This window comes from Fibrella rubiginis, from assembly GCF_017353185.1.
Lineage (GTDB): Bacteria > Bacteroidota > Bacteroidia > Cytophagales > Spirosomataceae > Fibrella > Fibrella rubiginis.
Genome location: NZ_JAFMYV010000005.1, coordinates 307,392 through 324,083 on the forward strand (window position 1 = coordinate 307,392; position 16,692 = coordinate 324,083).

Consider the following 16,692-nt stretch of genomic DNA (forward strand, 5'->3'; position numbering starts at 1 on the left):
ACGGGGTTGTTTAACTGGATAAAAGTACTACTTTTTTGGCGCTTTTCCAAGCATTGATTTGTCTAAAAATAGCCCGCTGGTACCGCTGTACGCCGACAGGTTTGGTGGCCTTAGGAAGAACAAAAACGGGCCTGTTTTACTTCCCGGTCGGCGGCACTTTCTCCCGATTTATTTGCCGCCTCAACTGCCCAAATAGTGTGAGTGGCCGCTTCAGGCTGTCGCCTAAATTTCGGCTGGCCTGTTCACCCATTCGGGCTACGGCGGTGGGTGAAATGTACCATCCCAGCGGATAATGATGGTTTTTGGTATCCAGCACCAGACTGGTGTAATCAAAGCTAAGCCCGCCCCGGTCGCGGCGCAGGGTGCGGCCAATGAGCTGGTTCAGACCCACGCCGTTGCGATCCCAGGTGCGCAGAAACCCCTGCACGGGTTCGGTCAGAAACCGGAAGGCACCCAGTGGTCCTTTGGTTTCGGCGGCGGCTGAATTGGGCAAAAACAGGAGGTAATACTGCACGGGCCGACAACCCAGCCAAACGGGGGGATGAAGGCGGAGGTCGGCTTCGATGCGCTGCATATTTTTGATGAGCTGCACCGCCGTCAGCAGCCCCGTATTTTCGGCATAACCACCATCGATAATGTGGTAGTTGTGGTCGGTGTTACTGTCGGAAATATTGGGCAGCGGGCCGCTTGTTCGTCCGCCGCTGGTTACAAACGGGAAGCGGGCGCAGAGGAAGGTGGCTGTTTTGTAGGGTACGTCGTGGCCCGCGCTGGCGAAGAGGTCGGCCACGTCGTAGAATGGATTGGTGAGGTCGGCGGTGTTGCCCAGGGCCAGGTTGGTCATGATGATTTTTTGGCCGGTTTCGGCCACGGCCCCGTTTAGCAGTAACGCGGGCAGCGCAAGCGAGGCCGTATCCAGGTTGCGCCCCGCTGATGGCCAGAACGCCAGAAACGACTGCGGTAAGTCGCGGCGGGTAACGGAATCGGGCAGGATGTCGGCGGTGAGCATCCGGCGCTCCCAGGCATCTTCAAGCCAGCGGTTACGGTCCAGCGCAGGTACGGGCACTGGCATGAAATTGTGCACCCCACCCCGAAACAGCATCGACGCCACCGTGGGCGATACCAGGTCTTCTGTAACAACGTAGCGCAACCGCCGCCGAAACTCGGCTGGTGCCGCCGATTGCCCCCCGCGCAGCAGGGCCACGTAGGTAGCCGCCCCCACCCCCCCGCCCGACACCCCACTGATGCCAAACAGATGCCGGTTGAAGTTGGGTAGTTGCTGATTCAGCGCAAACAATACTTCGGTGGTCCAGGCCGCTGCCCGGATGCCGCCCCCCGCCGTGGCAATTACCACCACTGGTAATGGACTGGTTGAGTCAATAGGTTGGCCGGGCACCGGGGCAAGGCGGGTTTGCAGCCAGCGACTGTAATAAGCCGCCAAGGCGGGGCGCAGCAGGGCGGGCGACGGGGCCAACTCGGCTTCGCGGCGTGTTTGCCGGGTGGGCAGGGGACTTTCGCGGATGGCGCTGTTGTCATTATAGCGCGAAAAGATCAGTACCGCTGCAATCAGCGCCACAATAACCGGGTAACTCGGCAGCCGGTTGAACTGGTACAGGATCGTGATAAAATAGGTCAGCGCGGCCAGCCAGAGCAGCACAATGGCGTAGAGGCCAATGGTTTTCGCCAGCACCAGCCCTGTAGCCGTAGGCAAAAAAGCCATCATAGTACCTGCCAGCAACCCCTGCCCAAACAAAATGCTGCGCGGAGCCAAATCGACCAGCAGGGCATAGTCGCGGAACGGGTTAACCGATTTGAAAAGAACAATATCACGCTCGTCGAGGCTTCGGTGAAAGTAATTGATGATCCGGGTAAATAGCCAGTAAGCCCCTGCCAGCACCAACAGAATCAGCACGTATTTGAACGCGTAGTCGGGGTTGCCCTGCTCATCGGGCCGGAGGCGGTTGTAATTTAGCCCCAGTGTGATCAGCATCAGCAGGAATGGGCTGTAGGCCAGCCACTTGGGTGTGTTGCGCAGCAGCCGTAGTTCGCGTTGGTGCATGAGTAGTATGCGGGCGGTGGAGCGGGCATCGCCGGGGTCTACTTCGCCAAAATAAGTGGGCTGCACAAACAGGAGAATCTTACTGCACACATAGACCATACCACCCCAGAGGCCCAGTGCCAATAGGGTAGCCAGCAACACTCCAAAGCCGCGCCCTTCGGTGAGCAGGAAAAAGAACAGTTCGTCGAACTGATCGAGTTGAAAAACGGCCCCCATCAGCAGGATGAGGTAGATGACATACTGCACATTCAAAAAACCCTTCCAGGCTGTGCTGAGGTAATCACGAAAGCGGAGGCGACGGGTGCGGGGCTGGTGCTGTTCGCGCAGGTCGGCCAGGGCGTCGTTGATGGCGATCTCGTTTTTTCGCCGGCTGATGATGTGGTTCAGCAGCGTACGCCGACCGTCGTTCTGGGTAAATCCTGATACGTTGAACAGATTAAAAAACGCCTCACGAACGGAGAAAACGATGGCTAGCGGGTGGAGCAGAATATAGAAAATGGCCAGGGCGATGGGGCCAAGTTTCAGCACGCGGATGGTGCCCACGAACCAGGGCGGCAGGGTTAGCGCCACGTTGAGCAGCCAGCCAATCAGGGTCTGGTTTTCCACCAAATCAGCCGCTGCCCCAATGAGCAGCGCGCCCGTAGCCAGTTGCCCAAACCGCCGCATGAACCGGGCAATGTGTGGCTGGTAGGGATTGGTGACAAAGAGCGTGTGGGCCGAAAAGTACCAGCACCAGACAGCCAGCGTGGTCAGGTAAGCGGGAATGAACAAAAACGTGTCAACCAGCACCTCCAGCCACGCCAGCCGCTGCCGGTTGGGTTCCCAGCGCCGGATCAATGCCATTGGGCTCAATTCCGAATCCACATACCGCCCCGCCAGGGTGTGGATATCCTGCCCGTCGAACTGGTTTTCGATAAACGTAAGCAGCCCGCCAACGGCCAGCGTAAGCAGCAGCCAGTAGACCCGGTTGGGGGCCTGTTTGTCCAGAAATGTCAGCAAACGGGTGCGCAGGGGAGAATGCATGACGGTTGGGTACGTACTTCCGGCAGCAAGGTACATGCCGAGGACGTAGTCTATTTACGGGCTTAAAAGTAATTTTTGCGAGCATGCCCCGCCGAAACTTCCGTTCTTGGGTGAATGAATCCAACGCCTGCTGCCATTGACCTGCAATCGGTAACGAAACGCTACCAGAACCGCGCCGTTGTTGACGACCTTACGCTGACGGTGCCAGCGGGCGAGACATTGATTCTGCTGGGCACCAGTGGCTGCGGTAAAACCACCACGCTGAAAATGATTAACCGCCTTATCGACGCTGATGGAGGCACGGTAGCTATCAATGGGGTGGACGTACGGCAGCAGGAACCCCATGAGCTACGGCGGCACATCGGATACGTGATTCAGGACGCGGGGCTGTTTCCGCACTACACCGTGGCGCAGAACATCGCCGTGGTGCCACGACTGCTGAACTGGAGCGCTACTCAGATCACCGACCGCACCCACGAACTGCTGACCCTGCTTCGCCTGCCCGAAACCGTACTCGACCGCCTGCCCGATGCCCTTAGCGGTGGTCAGCGGCAACGGATAGGCCTGGCCCGCGCCCTGGCCGCCGACCCGCCCATTATTCTGATGGACGAACCCTTTGGTGCCCTCGACCCCATCACCCGCGACGACATCCGGCAGGAGTTCAAACAACTGGATGTCTTTCAACGAAAAACCATTGTTCTCGTCACCCACGACGTCCGCGAAGCCTTTGCTCTTGGCGACCGTATTGCGCTGATGGACAATGGCCGGATCGTACAAATGGGCCAGCCCGACGATTTCCGCCAAAACCCTACTACACCATTTGTAGAGCGGTTTTTGGAGGCAAGCGGGTATTGATGTACGATTTACGATGTACGATTTACGATTTATTGCTGACGCATAAGAAGGCTGGCGTCAGCAATAAATCGTAAATCGTACATCGTAAATCGTACATCATTCCCGTGTTCACTTTCCTCCGCGAAAATGCCGCCAAGCTAGCCGACCAGACGCTGACGCACCTGGGGCTTACGTTTGCATCGTTGTTGATGGCCCTGCTGCTGGGCTTGCCGCTGGGTATTTACATTGCCCGGCGGAAGCGCGTGGCGTCGGCGGTGCTGGGTGTGGCGGGGGTGCTGCAAACCGTGCCGAGTATCGCCTTGCTGGGCTTCCTGATTCCGCTGCTGGGTATCGGCGCTGGCCCAGCCCTGACGGCCCTGTTTCTCTACGCCCTGCTGCCCATCATTCGGAATACCTACGTCGGCATATCGGAAGTGAACCCCACCCTGACGGAGGCGGCGCGGGGTATGGGCATGACGGCCCGGCAGGTGCTCTGGCGGGTGGAACTGCCCCTGGCGATGCCTGTCATTTTCGCGGGAATCCGCACGGCCACGGTCATCAACGTGGGCGTGGCTACGCTGGCGGCCTATGTGGCGGCAGGTGGTCTGGGTGAATTTATTTTCGGTGGTATTGCCCTCAACAACACCAACATGATGCTGGCCGGGGCCATACCCGCCGCGCTGCTGGCTGTTGGCTTCGACCTGGGTTTAGCGCGGTTGCAACGCGTGCGCTGGTCGGGATCAGTAGGGGGCGATGCGGGGGGGGCATCGGGCAAGAAACGGGTGGCCACAGGAGCGGGGCTGCTGGTGGTTGTGGCCGTGATGGCGGTGGCGTGGCCCAGAAACAACCCACACCGGCTGCTGGCGGGGTTTGCGCACGAATTTGGCGGACGGGCTGATGGGTATCCGGGCCTCCAGAAAGTCTACGGTATGACCATCGAAAACCGCCTTCTCGACCAGAGCCTGATGTACGAAGCCATCCGCACCAATAAAGTCGACGTCATCAGCGGCTACTCCACCGACGGGCGCATCAAAGCCTTTGGCCTGACCGTGCTAGACGATGACAAACACGCTTTTCCGCCCTATGCCGCCGCGCCCGTAGTTCGTGAGGCCACGTTGGCGAAATACCCTGAACTGCAACCCGCGCTGGATCGCCTCAACGGCCGTTTGACTGATTCGATCATGACCGAGCTGAACTACCGCGCCGACTACCTGCATGAGTCGCCGGAGCGGGTGGCGCGTGGTTTTCTGATGAAGGTAGGTTTGCTGCAACCCGCCATAGCCGCCCGCACGGGGCAGGTGGTGATGGGGTCGAAGGTATTTACGGAGCAATATATTCTGGCCGAAATCTACCGGCAACTCATCGAAGGCTATACCACGTTGCGGGTCGTGTCGAAAACGGGTTTTGGGGGCACCCAGCTTTGTTTCGACGCCCTGCGTACCGGCGCCATCGACTTCTACCCCGAATACACCGGCACGGGTTTGCTGGTCATTCTGCAACCCGCCCAGGCCACCCTCGATTCATTGAAACGGTTGCCCGGAGCAAAGCAGCCCGCCGCCATCTACAGCTATGTGAAGGCCGAATTCACCCGCCGCTATGCCCTGCGCTGGGGGGTACCGCTGGGCTTCAACAATGCCTATTGCCTCATGATGCGCCAGACCGATGCCAAACAACGGGGGATACGTACGCTGTCTGAGCTGACGAGGTATGTGAAGGGGGTTTAACGTTCAATGTCTAAAGTTCAATGTCTAAAGTTTAAAGTTGCTTCGCGCACTAGATTACGCTGGTGCGCGAAGCAACTTTAAACTTTAGACATTGAACTTTAGACATTGAACGTTAAACCCCCTTCATATTTTCCGGCTTACTTTTTGTGGTAGCGTAAAAATCTGCCTGACAGTCGAATATGCGCCTGATTGGTCGAAGCCTACAGTAGTAAGCCGGGGCCTTCGGCTATTTGTATTAATTTTAGGCCATCTGTTTCTTTGATAACCCATAGTACACGCTTGTATGAATTGGAATACTACGTATCGGACCCTACTGGTCACGGTCTGCTTAAGTCTAGCTACCCTTGCCAGCAGCCTGGCACAGACCATTGGTATCCCCAGCATTTCACCAACTGCACCCTGTCCGGGAGCACCCGTATCAGCAACGGTGAGCACCACCGGCTCCTTTTCGGCAGGTAATATATTTACGCTTCAACTTTCCGATGAGTTTGGCACGTTTGGTAGCGTCACATCTGTGGCTAGTGTCACGGCTGCGCCCACGAGTGCTACGTCTATTGTTTTTCCAGCCACAGCACTGCCCACATCGCTCAACTACGGAACGGCCTACCGGTTCCGGGTAACGTCTAACAAGCCGACCGTACCTCCAAGCCAGACGAACCCGATAAGCATTGGCACGCCTCTACCCGGTTTGGCCACTACAGCATCTTTCTGCCAAAATACGGGCAATCAGAACATCACGGCAACAGGAAATAATATAGAGTGGTATGCGGGGTTCGCCGCGAATGCACCGGTATTATCTCCAACTGGCAATACGTATCCGGTTTCTACGTCCTTGGCTACTACTGGTAACGGCATTACCTATTATGCCACGCAAACGCTGAACGGCTGCAAAAGCGCCAAAGCAGCCATCAACGTTACGGTAGTTGCGCCACCCAGCACTCAACCCACTGTTGGAAACCTTAGCCCTGCCTATTGCCCGACGGCATCACCCACGCCGCTGTCGGCATTGACCAACGGAACGGGAGCCAGCATTCGGTGGTATTCGCCCCCCAGCAGCACCACGTCGGGCGGAACAACACTGGCAGCCCCCCAGACTACAGGTACGTATGCCTATACCGTTAGTCAGTTGAACGCCCAGGGTTGCGAAGGCCCCAAGCAGTTTGTGAACGTTACGGTGTATGATACTCCTACAACGAAACCCAAAATTTCGGGCAGTCTTACTCCACAGTTCTGTTCGAATCAATTACCTGCCGTGCTGTCAGCCACCAACGACGGTACCGTCGGTACTAAAATTCGGTGGACCACATCTGGTGCTACAGATGTTGACAATTTCACCATTGCGGTACCTAATACGTCGAAGACCTATCAGGTGTACCAACTCTCTGCCAACAACTGCCCGTCAGGGGTATTTGAAACCGTTGCTGTTTCAGTCAACACAACCCCCGGTAAGCCGACGTCGGCTTACACCAACGATACGCGGAGTTATTGCGCTGGTAGTACACAGGCCGCCATATCAGCCAATGCCAACTCTGGTTACAGCCTGAAGTGGTACCTGCCCGCCGCTGCTGGCGGTGGCACAAAAACTCAATCGACCATCGATGCGCCCACCGTAGCTGGTACCTATGCCTACACCGTGACCCAATTGAACCAGGTAAATGGGTTTACCTGCGAAAGCTCACCGCTGGTGATTACTGTAGTGGTGAAGGACGCGCCCACTGGCAAGCCCAAAACTAATTACCCAAACAACTCGCCGAGCTATTGCGCTAATCAGGTGCCAACCAGCCTGGAGGCTAGCACCGACAACAACGCGGGTACGTTTGTCCGTTGGACATTACCTAATAATACAATTTCTGATAGCCCTACCGTCAATGCACCTGCCACCTCGGGAACTTACCAGGTCCGGTTGGTCAACACCGCCACGGGTTGTGAGGGGCCACAACTGGCTGTTCCGGTAGCGGTCAATGGCGTTCCCGGTGCACCCACGCCAACTAATACAGCGCTTACCTACTGTATTGACAATGCTCCGGCCACTTTATCGGCTAACTCGGATGCCGGTAATAAGCTGGTTTGGTACGTGCCGGGTGTGACTGGCGGGCAGGAGCAAACCACCTATCCAGCCCCAAGAGTTGGCGGTCCATACGCCTATAGTGTCAGTCAGAGAACAACGGCTGGCTGCGAGGGAAGCAAACTTGAGTTAAAAGGAACGGTCAACGTAGGTCCAACCACGGCACCTTCCGTGCAAAACGTTACGTATTGCGATAACCTCCGGCCTGTTAGTCTGACGGCCACTACCACCGGTACAGGCAAGACGATTCGCTGGACACAACTTGGCGGGTCAACCACTGACGGACCCACCATCGATGCACCTAAAACAGCTAATACCTATTTTTATGAAGTTCAGCAGCTAGATGCTAACGGTTGCTCAAGCAGTTCACCCAAATCAATCACGGTAACGGTTAATGGGTCGCCATCCGCACCCCTGGTAAAGACGCTGACACTTTGCCAAAGCCGCACTACGCAACCGCTGGCAGCTACGGCAACGGGTACAAACGTGTTAACCTGGTATGATGCCGCTGGCAACGCACTAACCGGTACGCCTTCGCCTGCTGTTTCGGCCACGGGGACTACCGATTATTTCGTCACCCAAACTAACGGCAATGCCTGTATCAGTGACAAGGCTAAACTGACCGTTAGTGTCAATGCCGTTCCGACGAAACCTGCTCCGGTTACTCCACGTGACTATTGCGCTGGCGAAACGGCCAGTGCCCTGTCAGCTACGGGTAGTAACCTGCTCTGGTACGGAACCGACCCAACGGGCGGCACCGGAAGTGGGCAAGCCACAACGCCTGCTACGTCTACTCCCGGCGTGACCAACTACTACGTGACTCAGACGGTAGCCTCTTGCGAAAGTGATCGTCAGGTTATTCCCGTCACGGTGAAACGTAAGCCAGGTCTACCAACGGCAGTTAATAACCTCGAATTCTGCCAGAACTACACGGCTCCCATTCCCACAGCCACGGCTGAAACTGGTGCTTCATTGTCATGGGTATCAGGCAACACGGCTTCTCCTACACCGCCCAACGTCCCTACAAATTTGGTGCAGACATACACCTATGCAGTGTACCAAACGCTCGATGGTTGCGCCAGCGACCGGGCACCGTTTACCGTGCGGGTAAAGCCCACGCCCGGTCAGCCTGGTACTACGCCGTTTCAGCTTTGCCAGTTTGGCCCTACACGTTCACTGGATGTACAGGGAACCCAGATCAAATACTATGACGCCAACGACCAGTTGCTGGGTGGTGCGCCAACCCTGCCCGTCGATCAGCCGCAGACGTTGACGTACAAAGTGACCCAAACGTTGGATGGCTGCGAGAGTCAGCCTAAGAAAACATACAGTGTGATCGTGTACCCCAAACCGGGCGCGCCCACTACGCAGTCGGTTCAATATTGTCTTGATACGCAGGACCAGCCCAAACAGACTGTGCAACCTCTCACAGCTGGTGGTCAGAACCTGCGGTGGTTCTTTGTCGATGGAGCCGAGTTCCCGGGAGCACCCACACCTGTTACCTCGTCTACGTCGGTGTTCGATTTTGGAGTAACACAGACTGTCAACAATTGCCAGAGCGACAAAGCAACCCTGCGCGTGAGTGTACTATCAACGCCCACGCCGGTACTCTCCAGCAGTGTAGTGGCCTATTGCCGCAATGACGTAGCCAAACCGTTTGAGGCAACGGGAGAGAACCTGACCTGGATTGATCCCAATGGTGTAGTGACCAATACCACACCAACGCCACCCACCATCAACGCCATCAGCGGGGCCACGTATCAGGTGTATGCCAGAGGAACCGCCAACGGTTGTTACAGCGCACGGGCCAAAGTGAAGCTCGTTGTCAATACCAGTCCCACGCTGGCGCTTTTGGGTGGGACAACCATTAACTACGGTCAAACAACTAACCTACAACTGCGTTTTACGAGCACCCCACCCTACGCCTATACATTGTCGGACGGTACGTCGGGCACGGCGGTCGATTCGCTAGCGACGGTAGCGGTAAAACCCCTGCGCACTACGACGTATCAGGTTGCCAACGTAACCAACAACTGCGGAAGCGGCCTGCCGGGTAACCCCGCTACGGCTGTCATTACGGTCAACATTCCCACCATCACTACGGCGCCGCTGGCGGTTACGGGTGGACTGTGCGTGGGCAACACGTTCAGCGTAGGCTACACCACTACCGGGTCGTTCAACACAGGCAACGCGTTTAAAGTCCAGATTGCCGACACTACGTCGAAAATATACGTAGATGCCTCGCCAGCCTCACTAGCCAACCCGCTGACGGCCTCTCTGCCGACCACGCTCAAGGGCGGGCCGTATTTTGTGCGTGTCACGGCCACCAACCCCGGTGCCGAAGTGGCTGGTGCCAACAGCCCCACGGTGCTGACGGTGCGCGCCCTGCCCACCGCCACGCTGCTGGGTACGCAAAATATCTACGAAACGTATCCCGCTAACCTGACCGTTGTCCTCACCGGCGATGCCCCCTGGGCCATCACCTACAGTCAGGATGGGGGCAGCCCGATTTCGTTCAACACCGCAGCCAGTCCCCATATCCTGAACGTGCAACCGGCTAAAACAGCCACCTATACGCTGGGCACTGTGACGAATAGTTGCGGTACGGGCGTGGTATCAGGTACGGCGGTGGTGACAGTACTGCCTTTGCTGGCAGTCGAAGAACCGCTCAATGGTGCCGTAGACGTGTACCCCACGCCAACACAGGCTGTGCTGACAGTTGATATCAACGTTAGACTAACAGCCGAGAACCCGGCTACGCTCACATTGACAGACATGGTTGGCCGCCCTATGCTCACGCGCCGTGTTACGGATCAGCATACGCAGCTGGACCTAAGTCAACAACCCGCTGGCCTGTACCTCCTCAACGTATCCGTCGGCGACAAACGGGTGGTGCGGAAGGTAATGAAACAATGATCTGATTTACGAGCGGTCCGCCGCCGCGGTTACGATGTACGAATTACGATTTATTGCTGACGCGTCAACTTGCTTTTGTGTAAGTTGACGCGTCAGCAATAAATCGTAATTCGTACATCGTAATTCCATTATGTTTTCCGACGAATACTTCATGGAAATAGCCCTCAGTCTGGCTGAGGAAGCCGACGCGGCGGGGGAAATTCCGGTGGGAGCGGTGGTGGTGTGCAAGAACCGGATCATTGGCAAAGGCCGCAACCAGACCGAACAACTCACCGACGTGACGGCCCATGCTGAACTAATGGCCATTACGGCCGCTACGCAATCACTCGGCGGCAAATACCTCGCCGACTGCACGCTCTACGTGACCCTCGAACCCTGCGTGATGTGTGCCGGGGCCATTTTCTGGGCGCAGTTGGGCCGACTGGTTATTGGCGCCGACGACCCCAAACGGGGCTATTCGCGGCTGCAACCTTCGCCACTGCATCCTAAAACGCGTCTGGAAACGGGCATCCTCGCTGACGAAAGCCGCCAATTGCTGACTAACTTTTTCGGACGCCTAAGAACATAAAATTGGAACCCGCTGTTAAACCCGATGAATCGACAGGGCATAGCGTGGTTGCACTGCCCCCGGTCTGCCGCTTTTCAGTCGGCTTAACGTCGAACTCCAAACGTCAAACTATAAATACCTCATTATGGCCTTCGTTCTAGATCCGCTGCCTTATCCGAGTGATGCACTCGAGCCAAATATTGACAAGCAGACCATGGAAATTCACCATGGGAAGCACCACAACGCTTACGTGACCAACCTCAACAACGCTGTAGCGGGTACTGAGATGGAGAGCCTTGCTATCGACGAACTGGTAGCTAACGTGAGCAAATACCCTATGGCCGTGCGTAACAACGGTGGCGGACACTTCAACCACACCCTGTTCTGGAATATCCTGTCGGCCAATGGTGGCGGGCAGCCTACCGGACAACTGGCTGAAGCGATTAACCAAAAGTTTGGGTCATACGATGCGTTCAAAGAGGAATTTACCAAAGCGGCTACCACCCGTTTCGGATCTGGCTGGGCCTGGCTGATTGTCAACGCCGATGGTGAGCTGGCTATTACGTCAACGCCAAACCAGGATAATCCGCTTATGGACGTGGCTGAGCAGAAAGGCACACCCGTTATTGGCCTCGACGTTTGGGAACACGCCTATTACTTGAAATATCAGAACAAGCGCCCCGACTATATTGCTGCATTCTGGAACGTAGTCGATTGGAATGCCGCTGAGAAACGGTATCAGCAGGCTAAGGCAGCGTAAAGAAAAAATGTAGAATGAATAATGTACAATGAGTCAGTTGGTTACAAGGTTGCTAGCGTGCTTTTAACAAAATCATCGCTCATTTTACATTCTTCATTTTACATTTTTCATTAAATTTGCACTCCCAAACAACATGGTGCGCGTAGCTCAGTCGGTTAGAGCATCGGTTTGTGGTACCGAGGGTCGTGGGTTCGAGCCCCATCGTGCACCCAAAGCCCCCCGCCTGAGCGGGGGGCTTTTTTTATTTGTTATGCCGCTATAATCCTGCCAATACGCGTCTCTATGACCACCGAGTCTATATATCGCTATGCTGTGCCTATCCGTGTTGTGCTGGTGTTGGCTTACGTGGCAGGTCTGATTGGTCTTCAACTGCCAGCCGTAGCCGGGTATTTTAAAGCACTTACGGCTCTTAATCTGCTGGCCACGCTGGCTGTGCTGCTCTATTTCCATACCGACTGGCAACCATCATTCTATTTCTACGTAGCTCTGGCCGTGCTGACGGGTTTTTTTGTAGAAGTACTGGGTGTGCACACCGGTGCCGTATTTGGTGGGCCATATGCCTATGGAACCGGCCTTGGCCCCAAAATTTGGGGAGTACCACCCGTGATCGGTGTAAACTGGCTGCTTTTAACCTACTGCTTCGGCTCCCTTGCCGACAGGCTCTCGTTGCCAGTCTACATGAAAGCCATTCTGGCAGCTACAGGCATGGTGTTGCTCGATTTCCTTATCGAGCCGGTAGCCATCCGGCTCGATTTCTGGACGTGGTTTGGTGGGCCAATTCCGTTACAAAATTACCTTGGCTGGTGGCTGGTAGCGCTGGTTTTATTAAGCGTGTGGTACGGACTACCCTTCCGAAAGGAAAATCGCGTAGCAGGTCTGATTATCAGCCTGCAAGCCTTTTTCTTTGCAGGACATAATCTGCTTTACTATTTATGAGTGGCTATAAACAGAACCCTGTTTTTTGAGTTATATCCGTTGGAGCTAGCCTAATTTTTTAACAACGCAACTAAAAATTTGCAATTCGATTTTGAGGTGCCTAGTTTAGATGTTACTTCTGTCGAAGAAAAGTTAAACGGAACTTAGCTGAACTACTTAGGTACGTGCAACTCCCACCATATTTGTATAATCAGACTATCCCATGAGTAACTATTCGATTAAAGATTTGGAGCAACTATCGGGTATCAAAGCCCATACGTTGCGCATCTGGGAGCATCGCTATAATATCATTTCGCCTAAGCGGACAGATACCAATATACGTACCTACGACGACCAGGACCTGAAGCTGGTACTTAACATCTCACTGCTGAAGGACCACGGTTACAAGATCTCCGAGATATCCAAGATGTCGGTTGAGGCGATGTATCAGGAAGTCATCAAGATTTCTGACCGTCAGCTGAGCTACCCCGATCAGATTCATGCGCTAACCATCTCGATGATCGACCTCGATGAGGAGCGCTTTGAGAAGATTATCAGCACCAACATTTTGCAGTTTGGTTTCGAGAGTTCGATGATTCATATCATCTACCCATTCCTGAGCCGTATTGGTACGCTCTGGGTAACGGGTTCCATTGGTCCGGCACAGGAACATTTCATCACGAACCTGATTCGGCAGAAGCTGATTGTAGCTATTGATGGGCAGGTAAACAAGCAACGCCCTAATGGCAAAAAATACATGCTCTACCTGCCCGAGGGCGAGTTGCACGAAATAAGCCTGTTGTTTGCCAATTACATTATTCGTGCCCGTCACAACCGGGTTGTTTATCTGGGTCAAAGCCTCCCGTTCAACGAGTTAGTATTTGCCTATAACGTGCATAAGCCCGATTATATCTTCTCGGCTATTACGTCGGTGCCCTCCAACCACGAAACGCAACTCTACGTCGACAAATTAGCCAAACAGTTTCCCGAATCTCATTTGTTGCTGACCGGGTATCAGGTAGTTGGTCAGGATATTCAGATGCCCGAAAACGGCACAATTATTAATAATATTGACGATTTAATTCGTATGGCGAGTGTCTGATAGAGCGATTTGCTCCGTTTTCCAACAAAATAAAAAACGGAGCAAATCGCTCCGTTGGACTTTGAACAAAAAACCCGGCTTCTGGCCGGGTTTTTCATTATACTTTGATTTCAACATCGACACCACTGGGGAGTTCGAGCTTCATCAGGGCGTCAACCGTTTTGGCGCTGGTCGAGTAAATATCTACCAGACGCTTGTAGGTGCAAAGCTGGAATTGCTCACGCGCCTTCTTGTTGACGTGCGGTGACCGCAGCACCGTGTAAATCTCCTTGTCGGTAGGAAGGGGAATTGGACCACTCACTACCGCACCCGTTGACTTCACGGCTTTCACAATTTTTTCAGCCGACTTATCAACCAGCATGTGGTCAAACGACTTCAGTTTAATGCGAATCTTCTGATTCATAACTAAGCGGCTCGTTTTGTTAAAGTATATCCCCACCGAAAGAGCCATTTACTCCGGCAGGGAAGTTCTTTAGTTCAACGTCTAAAGTTTAAGGTTTAACGTTGCTTCGCACATTACTTGGGTTGAGCGCGAAGCAACGTTAAACCTTAAGCTTTAGACGTTGAACTTGATTTTACACCCCTTTCTCTTTCTTCACTACGCCGTCGGCAATGTTCTGCGGAACGACTTCATAGTGAGAGAACGTCAGGTTGGCCGTAGCACGACCTGATGACATGGTGCGAAGCTCGGTGATATAGCCAAACAATTCCGACAGAGGAACGTCGGCTTTCAGCACCTGCGAACCAGCACGTGAGTCCATGCCTTTCATGATACCCCGACGGCGGTTCAAATCGCCCGTGATTGGACCGGTGTATTCTTCCGGCGTCAATACTTCAACGGACATGATCGGCTCCAGCAGTTTAGGACCAGCCTGACGACCTGCTTCGCGGAAGCCCAGACGAGCGGCTAATTCAAACGAGAGTGAATCGGAGTCGACATCGTGGAATGAACCGTGGAACAAACGCACCTTCATCGAATCAATAGGATAACCAGCAAGAGGACCCATCGACATAGCTTCGCGGAAGCCTTTTTCGATTGCGGGAATAAACTCGCGGGGAATCACACCACCTACGATAGCATTATCAAACTGAAGACCAGCCTTCACCGTACCGTCTTCTTCGGCATCACGGGGCATAAGTTCAAACACGATGTCGGCGAATTTACCGCGACCACCCGTCTGCTTCTTGTATACCTCGCGGTGTTCAACCTTCTTGGTCAACGTTTCTTTGTAGGCAACCTGGGGGGCACCCTGGTTCACTTCTACTTTGAATTCGCGCCGCATCCGGTCGATGATAATCTCCAGGTGAAGCTCACCCATACCCCGGATGATGGTTTGGCCTGTTTCGGTGTTCGACTCTACTTTGAGGGTAGGGTCTTCTTCCAGCAGTTTACCAATGGCCTTCGAGAAGTTATCCTGGTCAGCCGTTTTCTTGGGCTCAATCGCGTAGCCGATAACGGGTTCCGGGAACACCATCGATTCAAGAACGATTGGGTTCTTCTCATCTGACAGGGTATCACCGGTTTTGATGTCTTTGAAACCAACTACGGCACCAATGTCACCCGCTTCGAGGCGGTCGATCTGGTTTTGCTTGTTGGCGTGCATCTGGAAAATCCGCGAGATCCGCTCCTTGCTGCCCGACCGGTTATTCAACACGTATGAACCTGACTCCAGCACACCCGAGTATGAACGGATGAAGCACAGACGGCCTACGTAGGGGTCGGTAGCAATTTTGAACGCCAGTGCCGAGAACGGTTCTGCCGTAGAGGGCTTACGCGCAATCTCAGCGCCCGTGTCGGGGTTGGTACCTTTGATGCTCTCCTTGTCGAGCGGCGATGGCAACAGGGCCATCACATAATCGAGCATGGTTTGAACGCCTTTGTTCTTGAATGACGAACCGCAAAGCATCGGCACGATTTTCATGGCGATAGTTGCTTTGCGAAGCGCCGCCAGAATTTCGTCTTCCGAGATGGACGTAGGATCGTCAAAGTACTTTTCCATGAGCTGGTCGTCGAATTCGGCAACGGCTTCAAGGAGTTTTTCACGCCATTCGGTAGCCTCGTCCAGCATGTCGGCCGGAATGGGTACTTCTTTAAAGGTCATGCCTTTGTCGTCTTCGTTCCACTCAACACCGCGGAAGTTAACGAGGTCAACTACACCTTTGAAGTTTTCTTCTTCACCAATGGGCAGTTGAAGAGGCACGGCATAGCTACCCAGCATCTCCTTCACCTGCTTGCAAACTTCCAGGAAGTTGGCACCCGAGCGGTCCATTTTGTTGACGAAGCCAAGGCGGGCCACGTTGTAGTTGTTAGCCAGACGCCAGTTGGTTTCCGACTGTGGTTCAACGCCATCAACAGCACTAAACAGGAACACCAGCCCATCGAGTACACGCAGTGACCGGTTCACTTCAACGGTGAAGTCGACGTGGCCGGGTGTGTCGATGATGTTGATGTGATATTTCTGGTCGCGGTAGGTCCAGTCAACGGTAGTAGCAGCCGAGGTGATCGTGATACCACGCTCCTGCTCCTGCTCCATCCAGTCCATTGTGGCAGCACCATCGTGCACCTCACCGATCTTGTGACTTACCCCGGCGTAATAGAGAATACGTTCGGTAGTGGTCGTTTTGCCTGCGTCGATGTGGGCAGCGATACCGATGTTTCTCGTCAATAATAAATCGCGAGCCATTAGCTTGTTATACAGAAAGTTATGTGATTTCTGGGACAGTGAAAAGAACCCACCCGCCAATGCCGG

General features: G+C 54.4%; 10 protein-coding genes and 1 tRNA gene. 8 read left to right on the forward strand and 3 right to left on the reverse strand.

The window, feature by feature from the left end; genetic code table 11:
* Positions 1-136 precede the first annotated feature (136 nt).
* A complete protein-coding gene (locus J2I47_RS12415; protein WP_207364893.1) occupies positions 137-3,079 on the reverse strand; it encodes a hypothetical protein in 2,943 nt (980 codons plus the stop codon).
* A gap of 114 nt (positions 3,080-3,193) precedes the next feature.
* Here J2I47_RS12415 and J2I47_RS12420 point away from each other — a divergent pair, with 114 nt between their 5' ends.
* From J2I47_RS12420 to J2I47_RS12455, 8 genes are all read left to right on the forward strand, one after another.
* On the forward strand, positions 3,194-3,934 hold the full coding sequence (locus J2I47_RS12420) for an ABC transporter ATP-binding protein (RefSeq protein WP_207364894.1): 741 nt from the start codon (positions 3,194-3,196) through the stop codon (positions 3,932-3,934).
* Positions 3,935-4,029: 95 nt separating this feature from the next.
* Positions 4,030-5,637 carry an ABC transporter permease/substrate-binding protein gene (locus tag J2I47_RS12425; protein ID WP_207364955.1) on the forward strand — a complete coding sequence of 536 codons (1,608 nt, stop codon included), beginning with the start codon at positions 4,030-4,032 and terminating at the stop codon, positions 5,635-5,637.
* 283 nt (positions 5,638-5,920) lie between these two features.
* A complete protein-coding gene (locus J2I47_RS12430) occupies positions 5,921-10,618 on the forward strand; it encodes a T9SS type A sorting domain-containing protein (protein ID WP_207364895.1) in 4,698 nt (1,565 codons plus the stop codon).
* 130 nt (positions 10,619-10,748) lie between these two features.
* A complete protein-coding gene (locus J2I47_RS12435; protein ID WP_207364896.1) occupies positions 10,749-11,186 on the forward strand; it encodes a nucleoside deaminase in 438 nt (145 codons plus the stop codon).
* A 124-nt stretch (positions 11,187-11,310) separates the two neighbouring features.
* Positions 11,311-11,925 (forward strand): superoxide dismutase, encoded by a 615-nt coding sequence (locus J2I47_RS12440; protein WP_207364897.1) that lies wholly within the window; start codon positions 11,311-11,313, stop codon positions 11,923-11,925.
* A gap of 136 nt (positions 11,926-12,061) precedes the next feature.
* Positions 12,062-12,135, forward strand: a tRNA-His gene (locus tag J2I47_RS12445).
* 72 nt (positions 12,136-12,207) lie between these two features.
* Complete coding sequence (locus tag J2I47_RS12450; protein WP_207364898.1) at positions 12,208-12,861, forward strand: carotenoid biosynthesis protein; 654 nt, start codon at positions 12,208-12,210, stop codon at positions 12,859-12,861.
* 202 nt (positions 12,862-13,063) lie between these two features.
* Positions 13,064-13,942 (forward strand): MerR family transcriptional regulator, encoded by an 879-nt coding sequence (locus J2I47_RS12455; RefSeq protein WP_207364899.1) that lies wholly within the window; start codon positions 13,064-13,066, stop codon positions 13,940-13,942.
* 97 nt (positions 13,943-14,039) lie between these two features.
* On the opposite strand, the gene rpsJ is transcribed toward J2I47_RS12455, so the two are convergent.
* Complete coding sequence (rpsJ, locus tag J2I47_RS12460) at positions 14,040-14,345, reverse strand: 30S ribosomal protein S10 (RefSeq protein WP_015329401.1); 306 nt, start codon at positions 14,343-14,345, stop codon at positions 14,040-14,042.
* A gap of 172 nt (positions 14,346-14,517) precedes the next feature.
* Positions 14,518-16,626 (reverse strand): elongation factor G, encoded by a 2,109-nt coding sequence (gene fusA, locus J2I47_RS12465; protein WP_207364956.1) that lies wholly within the window; start codon positions 16,624-16,626, stop codon positions 14,518-14,520.
* Positions 16,627-16,692: the final 66 nt, after the last annotated feature.